We start from the raw sequence: 13,876 nt of genomic DNA on the forward strand, positions 1-13,876 counted from the left end.
CTTTCGATCTAGTTGGCGTCCTGATTAGAAGAGGTCGCTGTGCTAGGATTCGACGCTCGAACACGGCCCGCTGGCCGTTCATAAGAAAGCTTTCGTGAGTAGCCATGGTCGACAAACTGACGCATCTGAAACAGCTGGAGGCGGAAAGCATCCACATCATCCGCGAGGTGGCCGCCGAGTTCGACAACCCGGTGATGCTGTACTCCATCGGTAAAGACTCCGCCGTGATGCTGCATCTGGCACGCAAGGCGTTCTTCCCGGGCAAACTGCCGTTTCCGGTGATGCACGTCGACACCCGCTGGAAATTCCAGGAGATGTACAAGTTCCGCGACAAGATGGTCGAAGAGCTGGGCCTGGATCTGATCACCCACGTCAACCCGGATGGCGTTGCGCAGGGCATCAACCCGTTCACCCACGGCAGCGCCAAGCACACCGACATCATGAAGACCGAGGGCCTGAAGCAGGCGCTCGACAAGCATGGTTTCGACGCAGCCTTCGGCGGTGCCCGTCGCGATGAAGAGAAGTCCCGCGCCAAGGAGCGCGTCTACTCGTTCCGTGACAGCAAGCACCGCTGGGACCCGAAGAACCAGCGTCCCGAGCTGTGGAACGTCTACAACGGCAAGGTCAACAAGGGCGAATCCATTCGTGTGTTCCCGCTGTCGAACTGGACCGAGCTGGACATCTGGCAGTACATCTACCTAGAAGGCATCCCGATCGTACCGCTGTACTTCGCGGCCGAACGCGAAGTGATCGAGAAGAACGGCACGCTGATCATGATCGACGACGAGCGCATCCTCGAGCACCTGTCCGACGAGGACAAGGCGCGCATCGTCAAAAAGAAAGTGCGTTTCCGTACCCTTGGCTGCTACCCGTTGACGGGCGCGGTGGAGTCCGAGGCCGAAAGCCTGACGGACATCATTCAGGAAATGCTCCTGACGCGAACTTCCGAGCGCCAGGGCCGGGTCATCGACCACGATGGCGCAGGCTCGATGGAAGACAAGAAACGTCAAGGCTATTTCTAAGGGGCTGTCATGTCGCACGCATCTGATTTGATCAGCGAGGACATCCTCGCCTACCTGGGCCAGCACGAACGTAAAGAGCTGCTGCGCTTTTTGACCTGCGGTAACGTCGATGACGGCAAGAGCACCCTGATCGGGCGCCTGCTGCACGACTCGAAAATGATCTACGAAGATCACCTGGAAGCCATCACCCGCGATTCGAAGAAAGTCGGCACCACCGGTGACGACATCGACCTGGCATTGCTGGTCGACGGCCTGCAGGCCGAGCGCGAGCAGGGCATCACCATCGATGTCGCGTACCGCTATTTCTCCACCGCCAAGCGCAAATTCATCATCGCCGACACCCCCGGCCATGAGCAGTACACCCGCAACATGGCCACCGGTGCGTCCACCTGTGACCTGGCGATCATCCTGGTCGACGCCCGTTACGGCGTGCAGACCCAGACCCGTCGCCACAGCTTTATCGCCTCACTGCTGGGCATCAAGCACATCGTTGTCGCCATCAACAAGATGGACCTCAAGGGCTTCGATCAGGGCGTGTTCGAGTCGATCAAGGCCGACTACCTGAAGTTCGCCGAAGGCTTGAAGATGAAGCCTACCAGCATGCATTTCGTGCCGATGTCCGCCCTGAAGGGCGACAACGTGGTGAACAAGTCCGAGCGCTCGCCTTGGTACACCGGCCAGTCGCTGATGGAAATCCTTGAGACCGTGGAAGTGGCGGGCGACCGCAACTTCACCGATCTGCGTTTCCCGGTGCAGTACGTCAACCGTCCGAACCTGAACTTCCGCGGTTTCGCCGGCACCCTGGCCAGCGGCATCGTCAAGAAGGGCGACGAAGTCGTGGTCCTGCCGTCGGGCAAGAGCAGCCGCGTGAAATCCATCGTCACCTTCGAAGGTGAACTGGAACACGCAGGTCCCGGCCAAGCGGTAACGCTGACCATGGAAGACGAGATCGACATTTCCCGTGGCGACCTGCTGGTGCACGCCGACAACGTCCCGCCAGTGACCGACAGCTTCGAAGCGATGCTGGTGTGGATGGCTGAAGAGCCGATGCTGCCGGGCAAGAAATACGACATCAAGCGTGCTACCAGTTACGTGCCGGGCTCCATCGCCAGCATCGTCAACAAGGTCGACGTCAACACCCTCGAAGAGGGCCCGGCGAGCGCGTTGCAGCTCAACGAAATCGGCAAGGTGAAGATCGCGCTCGACGCGCCGATCGCCCTCGACGGTTACGACAGCAACCGCACCACCGGCGCGTTCATCGTTATCGACCGTTTGACCAACGGCACCGTCGGCGCCGGCATGATCGTCGCTCAGCCAGTGACCCACGGTACGGCCACGCACCACGGCAAAATGGCCCATGTAGCGACCGAAGAGCGCGCTCAGCGTTTCGGTCAGCAACCGGCTACCGTGCTGTTCAGCGGCCTGTCGGGCGCTGGCAAAAGCACCTTGGCGTATGCGGTCGAACGCAAGCTGTTCGACATGGGCCGCGCGGTGTTTGTACTCGATGGCCAGAACCTGCGTCAGGATCTGAACAAAGGTCTGCCGCAGGATCGCGCCGGGCGTACCGAGAACTGGCGTCGTGCCGCGCACGTGGCGCGTCAGTTCAACGAAGCCGGTTTGCTGACTCTGGCGGCGTTCGTTGCGCCAAGTGCCGAAGGTCGCGAGCAGGCCAAGGAACTGATCGGCAAGGATCGCTTGCTGACGGTCTACGTGCAGGCCTCGCCGACAGTGTGCGCCGAACGTGATCCGCAAGGGCTGTACGCCGCTGGTGGCGACAATATCCCGGGCGAATCCTTCCCGTACGACGTGCCGCTCAACGCCGACCTGGTGATCGACACGCAGTCGCTGAGTCTGGAAGAAAGCGTCAAGCAAGTGCTGGAGCTGTTGCGGCAGCGCGGCGCGATTTAAGCACTGAAGCAGCGACAAGCTTCCAGTTTCAAGCGGCAAGAAAAAGCCCGTCGATGAGCAATCATCGGCGGGCTTTTTTTGTGCCGGGTGATCGTTCCCACGCGGAGCGTGGGAATGATCAAACGATCAACTGTGGGAGCGAGCCTGCTCGCTCCCACAGGGGTCAGTGTTTGGGTGGATATTCGCGGTGCATCTGCTCCAGCAACGCATCCTTGTCCAGCCACAGCTGATTGATCCAGCCCTGAAACTGCAATCGATACTCGCCGTCCTGGTCATAGTTCTTGCCGATGAACTGCGGTGGAATTTTCAACTCTTCGAAGTGCACCACTACGTCTCGGACGTTGCCGCACAACAGATCCCAGAAGCCAGGGCGTCCGCCGGGGTAGTGGATGGTGACGTTGACGATCGACTCCAGCTGTTCGCCCATCGCATCCAGCACAAAGGCGATCCCGCCGGCCTTGGGCTTGAGCAGGTACTTGAACGGTGACTGCTGTTGCGCATGCTTGCCTTCGGTGAAGCGTGTGCCTTCGGCGAAGTTGAAAATCCCTACCGGGTTGTCGCGGAATTTCGCGCAGGTCTTGCGGGTGGTTTCCAGGTCTTTGCCTTTCTTTTCCGGGTTTTTTTCCAGATAGGCTTTCGAATAGCGTTTCATGAATGGAAAGCCCAGCGTCCACCACGCCAGACCGATCACCGGGACCCAGATCAGCTCCTGTTTAAGGAAAAACTTCAGCGGCTGGATGCGTCGGTTGAGCACGTATTGCAGCACCAGGATGTCGACCCAGCTCTGGTGATTGCTGGTGATCAGGTACGAGTGTTGATAGTCCAGACCTTGCAGGCCGCTGAGGTGCCAGCGGGTGCGGCGCACCAGGTTCATCCAGCCTTTGTTGTTACTGATCCAGGCTTCGTGAGTGTGGCTCATCAGCCAGCGCGATGCGCGGCGTGCGAGGTCGAACGGCAGCACTTTGATCAGTGCCACGAGAAACAGGAACGAGCAAAGCAGGATCGTGTTCAGCGCCAGCAGCAGCGCGGCGATAACGCCGCGCAGGGTGGCAGGGAGAAAAGCCAGCATCGGGTCAGATATCCAGAGGTCGGTTGGCAGCCTGAATCGCGGTCAGGGCAATGGTGTAGACGATGTCGTCGACCTGCGCGCCGCGCGGCAGATCGTTCACCGGTTTGCGCAGGCCTTGCAGCATCGGGCCGAGGCTGACGCAGTCGGCACTGCGTTGCACGGCCTTGTGAGTGGTGTTGCCGGTGTTCAGGTCAGGGAACACGAACACCGTGGCGCGACCGGCCACCTGGCTGTTCGGCGCCAGTTGCCGGGCCACGGTTTCGTTGGCGGCGGCGTCGTACTGCAACGGGCCGTCGATCAGCAGCGAGTGCTGTTGTTCGTGGGCGAGCAGGGTGGCTTCGCGAACCTTCTCGACTTCTTCGCCGGTGGCGGATTCGCCGCTGGAGTAACTGATCATCGCTACCCGTGGCGTGATGCCGAACGCGGCGGCCGAGTCGGCGCTTTGCAGGGCGATTTCGGCCAGTTCGCTGGCGCTCGGGTGCGGGTTCATCACGCAGTCGCCGTAGACCAGCACTTCTTCGGGAAACAGCATGAAGAACACCGACGACACCAGCGTGCAGCCCGGCGCCGTTTTAATCAGCTGCAAGGCCGGGCGGATGGTGTTGGCGGTGGTGTTGATGATGCCCGAAACCAGGCCGTCGACTTCATCCAGCGCCAGCATCATGGTGCCGATCACCACGGTGTCTTCCAGTTGCTGCTCGGCCATCGGCGCGTTGAGGCTTTTGCTCTTGCGCAGGGCGACCATCGGTTCGACGTAGCGTTCGCGGATCAGATCCGGATCGAGGATTTCCAGCCCCGGCGGCAGGACGATGCCCTGAGCCCGGGCGACGGCTTCGACATCCGCCGGTTTGGCCAGCAACACGCAACGGGCAATCCCGCGTTCCTGGCAGATCGCGGCCGCTTGCACGGTGAGCGGCTCGCTGCCTTCGGGCAGGACAATGCGCTTGTTGGCAGCCTGCGCGCGTTGAATCAATTGATAGCGGAACACCGCCGGCGACAGGCGCATTTCCCGCGGTGTACCGCAGCGCTGGTGCAGCCAGTTGGCGTCCAGGTGACTGGCGACGAAGTCGGTGATGATCTCCGCGCGTTCACGGTCATCGACGGGAATTTCCTTGTTCAGGCCGTTGAGCAGGTTCGCGGTGTCGTAGGAGCCGGTGCTCACCGACAGCACCGGCAAGCCAGCCTGCAACGCACCACGGCACAGGTCCATGATGCGCGGATCGGGCAGGGTGTCGCTGGTCAGCAGCAGACCGGCCAGCGGCACGCCGTTGATGGCCGCGAGGCTGACGGCGAGGATGATGTCGTCGCGATCGCCGGGAGTCACCACCAGCACGCCGGGCTTTAGCAGGTCCACAGTGTTGCGCATGGTGCGCGCGCAAATGATGGTCTTGGTCATGCGCCGGGTTTCGTAGTCGCCGGCGTTGAGCACCTGGGCGCCCATCAGGTCGGCCACATCGCGGGTGCGCGGGGCGTTGAGTTCCGGCTGGAACGGAATGCAGCCGAGCAGACGGAAATCACCGGTGCGCAGCAAGGGCGAATGCTCTTTCAGGCGCGCAGCGAAGGCGTCCATGCTCTCGTCGGTCTTGACCTTGTTGAGGATCACGCCGAGGACTTTCGGGTCCTTCGGCCCGCCGAACAGTTGCGCCTGCAACTCGACGCGGCCGGAAAGTTCGGTCAGCACTTCGTTTTCCGGGGCCGAGACCAGTATCACCTCGGCATCCAGGCTCTTGGCCAGGTGCAGGTTGACCCGCGCGGCGTAGCTGGCGCTGCGGGTAGGCACCATGCCTTCGACGACCAACACGTCTTTGCCGATGGCTGCCTGCTGGTAGAGGGTGATGATTTCTTCGAGCAGCTCGTCGAGCTGACCGTCGCCGAGCATCCGCTCGACATGGGCCAGACCCAGTGGCTGTGGCGGTTTCAGGCCGTGGGTGCGGGCCACCAGTTCGGTGGAGCGCTCAGGGCCGGTGTCGCCCGGATGCGGCTGGGCGATCGGTTTGAAGAAGCCGACTTTCAGCCCGGCCCGTTCCAGCGTACGCACCAGCCCGAGGCTGATGGAGGTCAGACCCACACCAAAGTCGGTGGGCGCGATAAAAAAAGTTTGCATGCGGATTCTCTAAGGGTGCATGGCAATGGCGATCGTCTCTGTGTGCCGATCTGCCGAGATTCAGTCGCCAAGGTTATCGCTAACCGAGGCTTGAGCGCACCAACCGCAAGCAAAGGGTTGGCCTATTTTTTCAATGCGTTGCGTGGCGTCCAGAACCCACGCCCGGGACTGCCAGGGCGGGAGGTGGCGCAGGTGCTGGGTATGGCCGCAGGACAGCTCGGCGACCCAGTGGCCGTCCTCGTCCTGATGGAATCCGGTGACGGTCACGGGCGCCAATCGATCCCGTCTGTCCGGGTTCTGTTCGCTTTCGGGCAAATCCTTGTTTAGACTTGTCCGTTCTTCATTCTTATGCAAAAGGTCTCGCCCCATGCTGATCGCCGCCAATAAGGCTGTCTCCATCGACTATACCCTGACCAACGACGCTGGTGAGGTCATCGACAGCTCCGCCGGCGGCGCTCCGCTGGTCTACCTGCATGGCGCAGGCAACATCATCCCGGGCCTGGAAAAAGCCCTGGAAGGTAAAGAAGTCGGCAACGAGCTGGAAGTGTCCGTCGAGCCGGAAGATGCCTACGGCGAATACGCCGCTGAACTGGTCAGCACCCTGAGCCGCAGCATGTTCGAAGGCGTTGACGAGCTGGAAGTCGGCATGCAGTTCCACGCTTCGGCGCCGGACGGCCAGATGCAGATCGTCACCATCCGTGACCTGGACGGCGACGACGTTACCGTCGACGGCAACCACCCACTGGCCGGTCAGCGCCTGAACTTCAAAGTGAAGGTCGTTGCCATCCGTGACGCCAGCCAGGAAGAAATCGCTCATGGTCACGTCCATGGCGAAGGTGGCCATCACCACTGATTTTCTGCGCTAAGCTCAGAGAACTGGAGAGGCGCCCGAGGGCGCCTTTTTAGTCCGCGGCTGTCCTTGGTGCCCTCGCCAAGTGGCTGTTTCGAGTAGAACACGGGAATCTGGAGTTCGTCATGAGTGCTTTTCACGACCTTAAGTTGACAGCCCTGGATGGTCAGGAGCTACCGCTGGCACCCTTCAAGGGCCAAGTCGTGCTGGTGGTCAACGTCGCCTCCAAATGCGGCTTGACCCCACAGTACGCGGCGCTGGAAAACCTTTATCAGCAATACAAAGGAAAAGGCTTCAGTGTGCTGGGCCTGCCGTGCAACCAGTTTGCCGGTCAGGAACCGGGCAGTGAGCAGGAGATCCAGGAATTCTGCAGCCTCAACTATGGCGTGAGTTTTCCGTTGTCGAAAAAGCTCGAAGTCAACGGTCACGACCGTCATCAGCTGTACCGCCTGCTGGCGGGCGAGGGCGCGGAGTTTCCCGGTGACATCACCTGGAATTTCGAGAAATTCCTGCTCGGCAAGGACGGTCGGGTACTGGCCCGCTTCTCGCCGCGCACGGCGCCGGATGATCCTTCGGTGATTACGGCGATTGAAAAAGCACTGAGTTGAAACACGAAAATCGCAGCCATTGAGCTGCGATTTTTTTTGCCTGCCTTTTGACCCTTAATCATTCAGATCAATAGTGCTATCGGGCGTTTGAAACTCCGCATATTATCGCCGTCATATGAATTGCGTGCCCGTCGATCAATTTTTCGTGGAGCTTCCCATGCCCGTGCAAGCCCTGTTCAAACCGTTCCAGCTCGGTGCCCTCGAACTGCCGACCCGCGTGGTCATGGCGCCGATGACCCGTTCGTTCTCTCCGGGCGGCGTGCCCAATTCCAAAGTGATCGAATACTACCGTCGTCGCGCGGCGGCCGGTGTCGGCCTGATCATTACCGAAGGCACCACCGTCGGCCATCAGGCATCCAACGGTTACCCGAACGTGCCGCACTTCTACGGTGAAGCAGCCTTGGCCGGCTGGAAGAAAGTCGTGGATGCGGTACACGCCGAAGGCGGCAAGATCGTTCCGCAACTCTGGCACGTCGGCAATGTGCGCCGTCTGGGCACCGAGCCGGACGCGAGCGTGCCGGGTTATGGCCCGTCGGAAAAACTCAAGGACGGTCAGGTCGTGGTGCACGGCATGACCAGGCAGGACATTCAGGACGTGATCGCAGCCTTCGCCCAAGCGGCGAAAGATGCCCAAAGCATCGGCATGGACGGCGTGGAAATCCACGGCGCCCACGGTTACCTGATCGACCAGTTCTTCTGGGAAGGCAGCAACCAGCGCACCGACGAATACGGTGGCAGCCTGGCCAACCGTTCGCGTTTCGCCATCGAGCTGATTCAGGCTGTGCGTGCGGCGGTGGGCGAAGGCTTCCCGATCATCTTCCGTTTCTCGCAGTGGAAACAGCAGGACTACACCGCGCGTCTGGTGCAAACCTCTGAGGCACTGGGTGAATTCCTCAAGCCGTTGTCCGACGCCGGGGTGGATATTTTCCACTGCTCGACGCGCCGTTTCTGGGAGCCTGAGTTTGACGGCTCCGACCTGAACCTGGCCGGCTGGACACGCAAGCTGACCGGCAAACCAACCATCACCGTCGGCAGCGTCGGCCTCGATGGCGAGTTCCTGCAGTTCATGGTCAACACCGATAAGGTCGCGCAACCGGCCAGTCTGGAGAAACTGCTGGAGCGTCTAAACAACGACGAGTTCGATCTGGTGGCAGTGGGGCGTGCGCTGCTGGTCGATCCGGACTGGGCGCAGAAAGTGCGCGAAGGCCGCGAGCAGGACATTCTGCCGTTCAGCCGTGAGGCGTTGATGACGCTGGTTTGATCGATGTGGGAGGCTTGTCGTGCAGGTCGCGGCAAGCCCCCAGCAAATGGTTTTCAAACTGTTCGACGATGGCCGCCCAACCCTGGCGGCTGGCGTGCTGGCGTGCGTTCAGGCGTACGCAGCGCAACCTTTCGTCTTCTTCCAGCAGCCATGCGGCTGCCTCGCAGAACGCCTCTTCATCTCCGGGCATTGCCAGCACGCCGTTGTAGCCATGGCGAATATGCTGGGCCGCCGCGGCCTGATCGTAAGACACCACCCCAAGGCCTGAGGCCAGCGCTTCCAGCACGACGTTGCCAAAGGTCTCGGTCAGGCTCGGAAACAGAAACACATCCCCCGACGCATAGTGCGCCGCCAGCGCTTCGCCCCGTTGCGAGCCGCAGAAAATCGCCTCGGGCAGTTCGTTTTCCAGTGCCATTCGTTGCGGTCCGTCGCCGACCACGATCAGCTTCAGGTTGCGCTGTGGATAAGTGCCGGCGAGCTTTTCGAAACTGCGCTTGAGCAAGCCGAGGTTTTTCTCCGGCGCCAGGCGTCCTACGTGAATGACAGCAATGTCCCGCTCGCCAAGACCCCATTGCTCACGCAAGGCATTCAGGCGTTTGGCCGGGTGGAACAACTGACTGTCGACACCCCGGGACAGCAGCGCCAGGCGCTCGAAGTGCCGACGCTCCAGCTCCAGGCGCTGGCTGACGCTCGGCACCAGGGTCATGGCCGAACGATTGTGAAACCAGCGCAGATAGTGGGTGAGCAAGCGCGTCAGCAAGCCCAGCCCGTACTGGTGGGTGTATTGCTGAAAGTTGGTATGAAAACCACTGACCACGGCAATCCCCAGGCGCCGTGCCGCGCGTAACGCCGACAGCCCGAGCGGACCTTCGGTGGCGATATAGAGCACGTCGGGGCGATGGCGCGTCCAGCGTCGCAACAGCTTGTGCATCGACGACTGGCCCCATTGCAGTCCCGGATATCCTGGCAACGGCCAGCCCCGGCACAGCAGCAGGGCGTCGTCTTCACTGCGCTGCGGATCGTCAGCCTGACGCGGTCGCACCAGTTCCACCCAATGCCCGCGTGCGCGCAAACCGTCGCACAAGCGGCCAAGGGTATTGGCCACGCCGTTGATTTCCGGTGGGAAGGTTTCGCTGATGAGGGTGATATGTAGAGCTGTCGTCATGGCCTCAGTGTCGGCTGAGGCCATGTCGTGGTTGTGACGTTCCGATGATGGATTTGTGACGCGGTCTCAGCGTTGCATCACCAGATTCTCGGCCCCGCGCTCACGCACCCAGAACAGCGTCGCGCCAGCCACGGCGGCCGGCATCATCAGGATGTTGACCAGCGGAATCAGCAACACCAGATAAACGATCCCGCCGAAGCTCATGCTCTGCCAGCGCTTCTGGCGCAGCCAGGCGAGCATTTCGTTCCAGCCCAGCTTGTGGTTATCCGCCGGGTAGTCGATGTACTGGATCGCCATCATCCACACCCCGAACAGCAGCCACAACGGCGCGGCGACGATGTTCACCACCGGGATGAACGACAGGATGAACAGGCCGATCGCGCGGGGCAGGAAATAACCGAGTTTGCGCATTTCCCGGGCCAGGGTGCGCGGGATCATGGCGATCAGTTCGCCCCAGCTGAAGGCCGGGAAGTCGTCGGTGCCGCGCACCACCACTTCAACCTTTTCCGCGAGGAAACCGTTGAACGGCGCGGCGATCACGTTGGCCAGCATCGTAAAGGTGAAGAACACCATCAACGCCACCAGCACCACGAATAGCGGCCACAGGATGTAACTGAGGAAACTCAGCCATTCAGGCAGCGACGGCATCAGCGTGTCGACCCACAGGCTGAACTGGTGACCGGCCAGATAGATCAATCCGACGAACAGCACCAGGTTGATGGCCAGCGGCAGCAGCACAAACAGGCGCAGGCCGGGACTCAAGACCAGTTTGAGGCCTTCGCGCAGGTATTGCGGGCCGGACAGAACAGGGGCGGGCATAAGGTGCTCCGAGCAAGGGAAAACGCGCCGACCTTACCGACTTTGCAGAACCTGTGAAAGCGCGGCAGCGGGATCGACATTCACTGTAACAAAGACATCCATCTCGTCAGTGTGTCGGCATAGAGACCACCTATGAGCTGGATTGTTAAACCGTATTTCCTTAATCTTGCCCCCCTCGATACGCTGCACCCAACTTTTTACAGGACTGTCGAGCTCACGCCTTCCCCAAGGTTATCCACAGTCCTTTTTTATTCCCGCCGGCAGTCCGGCGTCCGGCCAGGTGTCTTGGCCGGTCAACAGGAGCAGGTTCATGTCTGAAGTCCGTCATTCGCGAGTGATCATCCTCGGTTCCGGCCCTGCCGGTTACAGCGCTGCCGTCTACGCTGCCCGTGCCAACCTCAAGCCGCTGCTGATCACCGGCATGCAGGCCGGCGGTCAATTGACCACCACCACCGAAGTCGACAACTGGCCGGGCGACGTCCACGGCCTGACCGGCCCGGTGCTGATGGAACGCATGCGCGAGCACGCCGAGCGTTTTGAAACCGAGATCGTATTCGATCACATTAACGCCGTGGACTTCGCTTCCAAGCCCTACAGCCTGACCGGCGACAGCGGCACCTACACCTGCGACGCGCTGATCATCGCTACCGGCGCCAGCGCCCGTTACCTGGGCCTGCCGTCGGAAGAAGCGTTCATGGGCAAGGGCGTTTCGGCCTGCGCGACCTGCGACGGTTTCTTCTATCGCAACAAGCCGGTGGCCGTGGTCGGTGGCGGCAACACTGCTGTCGAAGAAGCCCTGTACCTGGCCAACATCGCCAGCAAAGTCACCCTGATCCACCGTCGCGAAACCTTCCGCGCCGAGAAGATCCTGATCGACAAGCTCAACGCCCGCGTGGCCGAAGGCAAGATCGAGCTGAAGCTGAACGCGACCCTGGACGAAGTGCTGGGCGACAACATGGGCGTGACGGGTGCGCGTCTGAAGAACAACGACGGCAGCTCCGACGAAATCAAGGTCGACGGCGTGTTCATCGCGATCGGCCACACCCCGAACACCTCGCTGTTCGAAGGTCAGCTGGAATTGAAGGACGGCTACCTCGTGGTTCAGGGTGGCCGTGAAGGCAACGCCACCGCGACCAGCGTCGAAGGCATTTTCGCTGCCGGCGACGTGGCCGACCACGTTTACCGTCAGGCCATCACCTCGGCCGGCGCCGGTTGCATGGCGGCACTGGACACCGAACGTTACCTGGACGGTCTGCAGAACGCTTCGTTCTAAGATCGCAGACAACTCGACATGATCGTTCCCACGCAGAGCGTGGGAATGCCTCATTTGGACGCGGAGCGTCCCCGGCTGCATTCCCTCGCAGAGCGTGGGAACGATCTGACGAAAAAAATCGGCCAATTGGCCGATTTTTTCATGCCTGCGATTCGCTCGGAATCAGCGGCGGGTCAGCGGTTGCGCATCGAATTTCACGCCCGCCAGACCGTGCTGGATCAGCGCACGGATATTGCCGTGATCGCTGCCTTCAGGCGTTGCCACGACCGAGCGGTAGTGTTCGCCGAACGCCAGCAGCGCTTCTTCATCGCTCAAGCCTTCCAGCAGTGCCAGACCCAACGTCTTGCACGAACCTTCGTTCTGCCCGGCCGCGTTTTCCACGCCACCATTGTTGAACGCCTGAGGCTGGTAGTCGTAACCGGCGGCGATGAAGGCCAGGGTGTCGGCAAAAGCATGTTCGCCGCTCTTGAGGCTGGCGCGCAGGGTGTTCAGATCACTCATTGGGTCTTCCCTTGGCGAACGCCGCTTGCTGTTCGGCGCTGGCTTCTTGCTGATATTGGGCTTTCCAGTCGGCGTACGGCATGCCGTAAACCACTTCACGGGCATCGTCGAGGCTGACCTCGATCTGGCGCTCGTCGGCGGCTGCCTTGTACCACTTCGACAGGCAGTTGCGGCAGAACCCGGCGAGGTTCATCAGGTCGATGTTCTGCACGTCCTTGCGGCTGTCCAGGTGGGCGACCAGCCGGCGGAAGGCGGCGGCTTCGAGTTCGAGGCGTTGTTGCTCGGTCATGATGGGCTCTGTGCAGTCAAATCGTGGCGCGGATGATAAAAGCCTGACGCCCGGAGCGCCAGACACGTTCAGCGGCTGGCGGCGAGGGTGATCGACACCGATTCGGCAAAACGCAAGGCATGCGGCTTGTCGACTTCGACTTCGGCGTACAGCACCGATTCGTTGGCCATCACCAGATCCAGCAGCTCCTGGGTCAGGCGTTCGAGCAGCGCGAAACGGTTGCCTTCCACGTGGGCGATGATCGCCTTGGTGATCGTGCGGTAGTTCAGCGCGTGGTCGATGTCGTTGTCACGCACCGCTTCCTGCGCGGCGTACAGGATGGTCAGGTTGATCAGCACATCCTGCTTGTTGAGGATTTCGTCCTCGTTGATCCCGATAAAGGTGCGCAGGCGCAGATCCTTGACCCGGATGCGCGCCATTCCCGGCTGAAGTTGAGGCATTTACTTGCTCCGTCCAATCAATTGCAGGAACTCCTGACGGGTGTTGCTCGACTCGCGGAAGGCGCCGAGCATGACCGAGGTGTTCATGGTCGAATTCTGTTTCTCGACACCGCGCATCATCATGCACATGTGTCGGGCTTCGATGACCACCGCGACACCGGCGGCATCGGTGACTTGCCGGACCGCCTCGGCGATCTGGCGGGTGAGGTTTTCCTGGATCTGCAGGCGACGGGCGAACATGTCCACCAGTCGCGCGATCTTCGACAACCCCAGCACCTTGCCCGTCGGAATATAAGCCACATGGGCCTTGCCGATGAAGGGCAGCAGGTGATGTTCGCACAACGAATAGAGCTCGATGTCGGCGACGATGATCATCTCGTCGCTGTCGGAGGCAAACAGCGCGCCATTGACGATTTCCTCGACGCTCTGTTCGTAGCCGTGACACAGGTACTGCATGGCCTTGGCCGCCCGCACCGGGGTGTCGAGCAATCCTTCGCGGTCAGGGTCTTCACCGAGACCGATCAGGATCTCGCGGTAACTCTCGGGCAGGGAACGGGTCATGGAGCA

Annotated in this window: 15 protein-coding genes; 6 read left to right on the top strand and 9 right to left on the bottom strand. The window is 61.0% G+C overall.

Features of this window, described 5'->3' with window-relative positions; all coding sequences use genetic code 11:
- Positions 1–104: 104 nt before the first annotated feature.
- Both cysD and cysN read left to right on the top strand, forming a co-directional pair.
- Positions 105–1,022 (top strand): sulfate adenylyltransferase subunit CysD, encoded by a 918-nt coding sequence (cysD, locus tag CAF73_RS08775; protein ID WP_007953546.1) that lies wholly within the window; start codon positions 105–107, stop codon positions 1,020–1,022.
- Positions 1,023–1,031: 9 nt separating this feature from the next.
- Positions 1,032–2,930: a sulfate adenylyltransferase subunit CysN gene (cysN, locus tag CAF73_RS08780; protein ID WP_085698476.1), complete on the top strand. Its 1,899-nt coding sequence runs from the start codon at positions 1,032–1,034 to the stop codon at positions 2,928–2,930.
- A 163-nt stretch (positions 2,931–3,093) separates the two neighbouring features.
- On the opposite strand, the gene CAF73_RS08785 is transcribed toward cysN, so the two are convergent.
- Genes CAF73_RS08785 through CAF73_RS08795 form a run of 3 tightly spaced genes read right to left on the bottom strand, consistent with a single transcriptional unit; the run spans position 3,094 to position 6,502 of the window.
- On the bottom strand, positions 3,094–3,999 hold the full coding sequence (locus CAF73_RS08785; RefSeq protein WP_085702483.1) for an acyltransferase: 906 nt from the start codon (positions 3,997–3,999) through the stop codon (positions 3,094–3,096).
- 4 nt (positions 4,000–4,003) lie between these two features.
- A complete protein-coding gene (gene pta, locus CAF73_RS08790) occupies positions 4,004–6,103 on the bottom strand; it encodes a phosphate acetyltransferase (RefSeq protein WP_085702484.1) in 2,100 nt (699 codons plus the stop codon).
- 60 nt (positions 6,104–6,163) lie between these two features.
- Positions 6,164–6,502, bottom strand: a complete 339-nt coding sequence (locus CAF73_RS08795; RefSeq protein WP_227234467.1) for a DUF3565 domain-containing protein — start codon at positions 6,500–6,502, stop codon at positions 6,164–6,166.
- Here CAF73_RS08795 and CAF73_RS08800 point away from each other — a divergent pair.
- From CAF73_RS08800 to CAF73_RS08810, 3 genes are all read left to right on the top strand, one after another.
- A complete protein-coding gene (locus CAF73_RS08800; RefSeq protein WP_085698479.1) occupies positions 6,471–6,956 on the top strand; it encodes a peptidylprolyl isomerase in 486 nt (161 codons plus the stop codon). The genes CAF73_RS08795 and CAF73_RS08800 overlap by 32 nt on opposite strands.
- Positions 6,957–7,078: 122 nt before the next feature.
- Positions 7,079–7,561 carry a glutathione peroxidase gene (locus tag CAF73_RS08805; RefSeq protein ID WP_007959082.1) on the top strand — a complete coding sequence of 161 codons (483 nt, stop codon included), beginning with the start codon at positions 7,079–7,081 and terminating at the stop codon, positions 7,559–7,561.
- A 157-nt stretch (positions 7,562–7,718) separates the two neighbouring features.
- The gene (locus CAF73_RS08810) at positions 7,719–8,822 is read left to right on the top strand and encodes an NADH:flavin oxidoreductase (RefSeq protein ID WP_085698480.1); all 1,104 of its coding nucleotides are present in this window, start codon (positions 7,719–7,721) and stop codon (positions 8,820–8,822) included.
- On the opposite strand, the gene CAF73_RS08815 is transcribed toward CAF73_RS08810, so the two are convergent.
- Together CAF73_RS08815 and cysZ are read right to left on the bottom strand one after the other, a co-directional pair.
- Entirely contained in the window at positions 8,791–10,011 is a 1,221-nt protein-coding gene (locus tag CAF73_RS08815; protein WP_085702485.1) for a glycosyltransferase family 1 protein, read from the bottom strand. The two genes, CAF73_RS08810 and CAF73_RS08815, sit on opposite strands and share 32 nt — an antisense overlap.
- Before the next feature lie 42 nt (positions 10,012–10,053).
- A complete protein-coding gene (gene cysZ / locus CAF73_RS08820) occupies positions 10,054–10,806 on the bottom strand; it encodes a sulfate transporter CysZ (protein WP_085698482.1) in 753 nt (250 codons plus the stop codon).
- 310 nt (positions 10,807–11,116) lie between these two features.
- On the opposite strand from cysZ, the gene trxB reads away from it, so the two are divergent.
- The gene (gene trxB / locus CAF73_RS08830) at positions 11,117–12,079 is read left to right on the top strand and encodes a thioredoxin-disulfide reductase (protein WP_085698483.1); all 963 of its coding nucleotides are present in this window, start codon (positions 11,117–11,119) and stop codon (positions 12,077–12,079) included.
- Between the two features lie 162 nt (positions 12,080–12,241).
- Here trxB and CAF73_RS08835 read toward each other — a convergent pair whose 3' ends face one another.
- The 4 genes from CAF73_RS08835 to folE all read right to left on the bottom strand — a co-directional run bounded on the left by CAF73_RS08835 (position 12,242) and on the right by folE (position 13,870).
- The gene (locus CAF73_RS08835) at positions 12,242–12,580 is read right to left on the bottom strand and encodes a HopJ type III effector protein (protein ID WP_085702486.1); all 339 of its coding nucleotides are present in this window, start codon (positions 12,578–12,580) and stop codon (positions 12,242–12,244) included.
- On the bottom strand, positions 12,573–12,869 hold the full coding sequence (locus CAF73_RS08840; protein WP_085702487.1) for a DUF1244 domain-containing protein: 297 nt from the start codon (positions 12,867–12,869) through the stop codon (positions 12,573–12,575). The genes CAF73_RS08835 and CAF73_RS08840 overlap by 8 nt, the downstream gene beginning before the upstream one ends.
- Before the next feature lie 68 nt (positions 12,870–12,937).
- Positions 12,938–13,309, bottom strand: a complete 372-nt coding sequence (gene folX / locus CAF73_RS08845) for a dihydroneopterin triphosphate 2'-epimerase (protein WP_007957207.1) — start codon at positions 13,307–13,309, stop codon at positions 12,938–12,940.
- Complete coding sequence (gene folE, locus CAF73_RS08850; RefSeq protein ID WP_085702488.1) at positions 13,310–13,870, bottom strand: GTP cyclohydrolase I FolE; 561 nt, start codon at positions 13,868–13,870, stop codon at positions 13,310–13,312. It lies immediately after the preceding gene.
- Positions 13,871–13,876: the final 6 nt, after the last annotated feature.

Source organism: Pseudomonas sp. B15(2017) (genome assembly GCF_002113215.1).
Lineage (GTDB): Bacteria > Pseudomonadota > Gammaproteobacteria > Pseudomonadales > Pseudomonadaceae > Aquipseudomonas.

What these genes read in the sequence shown, in the direction of transcription:
- cysD (WP_007953546.1), top strand. Translation starts at nt 105, where the DNA reads ATGGTCGACAAACTGACGCATCTGAAACAGCTGGAGGCGGAAAGCATC.
- pta (WP_085702484.1), bottom strand. Translation starts at nt 6,103, where the DNA reads ATGCAAACTTTTTTTATCGCGCCCACCGACTTTGGTGTGGGTCTGACC.
- folX (WP_007957207.1), bottom strand. Translation starts at nt 13,309, where the DNA reads ATGCCTCAACTTCAGCCGGGAATGGCGCGCATCCGGGTCAAGGATCTG.
- CAF73_RS08795 (WP_227234467.1), bottom strand. Translation starts at nt 6,502, where the DNA reads ATGGAGACAGCCTTATTGGCGGCGATCAGCATGGGGCGAGACCTTTTG.
- CAF73_RS08810 (WP_085698480.1), top strand. Translation starts at nt 7,719, where the DNA reads ATGCCCGTGCAAGCCCTGTTCAAACCGTTCCAGCTCGGTGCCCTCGAA.
- CAF73_RS08815 (WP_085702485.1), bottom strand. Translation starts at nt 10,011, where the DNA reads ATGGCCTCAGCCGACACTGAGGCCATGACGACAGCTCTACATATCACC.
- cysN (WP_085698476.1), top strand. Translation starts at nt 1,032, where the DNA reads ATGTCGCACGCATCTGATTTGATCAGCGAGGACATCCTCGCCTACCTG.
- CAF73_RS08785 (WP_085702483.1), bottom strand. Translation starts at nt 3,999, where the DNA reads ATGCTGGCTTTTCTCCCTGCCACCCTGCGCGGCGTTATCGCCGCGCTG.
- CAF73_RS08800 (WP_085698479.1), top strand. Translation starts at nt 6,471, where the DNA reads ATGCTGATCGCCGCCAATAAGGCTGTCTCCATCGACTATACCCTGACC.
- CAF73_RS08805 (WP_007959082.1), top strand. Translation starts at nt 7,079, where the DNA reads ATGAGTGCTTTTCACGACCTTAAGTTGACAGCCCTGGATGGTCAGGAG.
- folE (WP_085702488.1), bottom strand. Translation starts at nt 13,870, where the DNA reads ATGACCCGTTCCCTGCCCGAGAGTTACCGCGAGATCCTGATCGGTCTC.
- trxB (WP_085698483.1), top strand. Translation starts at nt 11,117, where the DNA reads ATGTCTGAAGTCCGTCATTCGCGAGTGATCATCCTCGGTTCCGGCCCT.
- CAF73_RS08840 (WP_085702487.1), bottom strand. Translation starts at nt 12,869, where the DNA reads ATGACCGAGCAACAACGCCTCGAACTCGAAGCCGCCGCCTTCCGCCGG.
- cysZ (WP_085698482.1), bottom strand. Translation starts at nt 10,806, where the DNA reads ATGCCCGCCCCTGTTCTGTCCGGCCCGCAATACCTGCGCGAAGGCCTC.
- CAF73_RS08835 (WP_085702486.1), bottom strand. Translation starts at nt 12,580, where the DNA reads ATGAGTGATCTGAACACCCTGCGCGCCAGCCTCAAGAGCGGCGAACAT.